Below are 2,410 nucleotides of genomic sequence, written 5' to 3'. Positions count from 1 at the left end.
ATCTGTATCAGGCTGAAAATCTGTCTCTTCGCCAAAACAGCTTCGGCGTTGTAAGGTTAAGCCTCACGGTTCATTAGTATCGGTTAGCTCAATGTATCGCTACACTTACACACCCGACCTATCAACGTCGTCGTCTTCAACGTTCCTTCAGGAGACTTAAAGTCTCAGGGAGAACTCATCTCGGGGCAAGTTTCGTGCTTAGATGCTTTCAGCACTTATCTTTTCCGCATTTAGCTACCGGGCAGTGCCATTGGCATGACAACCCGAACACCAGTGATGCGTCCACTCCGGTCCTCTCGTACTAGGAGCAGCCCCCCTCAATTCTCCAGCGCCCACGGCAGATAGGGACCGAACTGTCTCACGACGTTCTAAACCCAGCTCGCGTACCACTTTAAATGGCGAACAGCCATACCCTTGGGACCTACTTCAGCCCCAGGATGTGATGAGCCGACATCGAGGTGCCAAACACCGCCGTCGATATGAACTCTTGGGCGGTATCAGCCTGTTATCCCCGGAGTACCTTTTATCCGTTGAGCGATGGCCCTTCCATTCAGAACCACCGGATCACTAAGACCTGCTTTCGCACCTGCTCGAGCCGTCACTCTCGCAGTCAAGCTAGCTTATGCCTTTGCACTAACCTCCTGATGTCCGACCAGGATTAGCTAACCTTCGTGCTCCTCCGTTACTCTTTGGGAGGAGACCGCCCCAGTCAAACTACCCACCAGACACTGTCCGCAACCCGGATTACGGGCCCACGTTAGAACACCAGCCATTAAAGGGTGGTATTTCAAGGATGGCTCCATGCAGACTGGCGTCCACACTTCAAAGCCTCCCACCTATCCTACACATCAAGGACCAGTGTTCAGTGTCAAGCTATAGTAAAGGTTCACGGGGTCTTTCCGTCTTGCCGCGGGTACACTGCATCTTCACAGCGAGTTCAATTTCACTGAGTCTCGGGTGGAGACAGCCTGGCCATCATTACGCCATTCGTGCAGGTCGGAACTTACCCGACAAGGAATTTCGCTACCTTAGGACCGTTATAGTTACGGCCGCCGTTTACCGGGGCTTCGATCAAGAGCTTCTCCTTACGGATAACCCCATCAATTAACCTTCCGGCACCGGGCAGGCGTCACACCGTATACGTCCACTTTCGTGTTTGCACAGTGCTGTGTTTTTAATAAACAGTTGCAGCCAGCTGGTATCTTCGACTGATTTCAGCTCCACGGGTAAACCGCTTCACCTACATATCAGCGTGCCTTCTCCCGAAGTTACGGCACCATTTTGCCTAGTTCCTTCACCCGAGTTCTCTCAAGCGCCTTGGTATTCTCTACCTGACCACCTGTGTCGGTTTGGGGTACGATTTCGTGTTACCTGATGCTTAGAGGCTTTTCCTGGAAGCAGGGCATTTGTCACTTCAGCACCGTAGTACCTCGTCATCACGCCTCAGTGTTAAAGTGAACCGGATTTACCTGGAACACACACCTACACGCTTAAACCGGGACAACCGTCGCCCGGCCAACATAGCCTTCTCCGTCCCCCCTTCGCAGTAACACCAAGTACAGGAATATTAACCTGTTTCCCATCGACTACGCCTTTCGGCCTCGCCTTAGGGGTCGACTCACCCTGCCCCGATTAACGTTGGACAGGAACCCTTGGTCTTCCGGCGTGCGGGTTTTTCACCCGCATTATCGTTACTTATGTCAGCATTCGCACTTCTGATACCTCCAGCATCCCTCACAGGACACCTTCAACGGCTTACAGAACGCTCCCCTACCCAACAACACATAGTGTCGCTGCCGCAGCTTCGGTGCATGGTTTAGCCCCGTTACATCTTCCGCGCAGGCCGACTCGACCAGTGAGCTATTACGCTTTCTTTAAATGATGGCTGCTTCTAAGCCAACATCCTGGCTGTCTGTGCCTTCCCACATCGTTTCCCACTTAACCATGACTTTGGGACCTTAGCTGGCGGTCTGGGTTGTTTCCCTCTTCACGACGGACGTTAGCACCCGCCGTGTGTCTCCCGTGATAACATTCTTCGGTATTCGCAGTTTGCATCGGGTTGGTAAGTCGGGATGACCCCCTAGCCGAAACAGTGCTCTACCCCCGAAGATGAGTTCACGAGGCGCTACCTAAATAGCTTTCGGGGAGAACCAGCTATCTCCCGGTTTGATTGGCCTTTCACCCCCAGCCACAAGTCATCCGCTAATTTTTCAACATTAGTCGGTTCGGTCCTCCAGTTAGTGTTACCCAACCTTCAACCTGCCCATGGCTAGATCACCGGGTTTCGGGTCTATACCCTGCAACTTAACGCCCAGTTAAGACTCGGTTTCCCTTCGGCTCCCCTATACGGTTAACCTTGCTACAGAATATAAGTCGCTGACCCATTATACAAAAGGTACGCAGTCACCCC

General features: G+C 52.6%; 1 rRNA gene. It reads right to left on the bottom strand.

Features of this window, described 5'->3' with window-relative positions:
• Nucleotides 1-52: 52 nt before the first annotated feature.
• Nucleotides 53-2,410: ribosomal RNA gene (locus FDX04_RS03890) — 23S ribosomal RNA — on the bottom strand; the annotation flags it as partial.

This window comes from Citrobacter sp. wls615 (assembly GCF_005281355.1).
In the GTDB taxonomy this organism is placed as follows: Bacteria; Pseudomonadota; Gammaproteobacteria; order Enterobacterales; family Enterobacteriaceae; genus Citrobacter; species Citrobacter werkmanii.
Note: the sequence above shows the minus strand (reverse complement) of the source record. Positions and strands in the feature narration are given on the sequence as shown.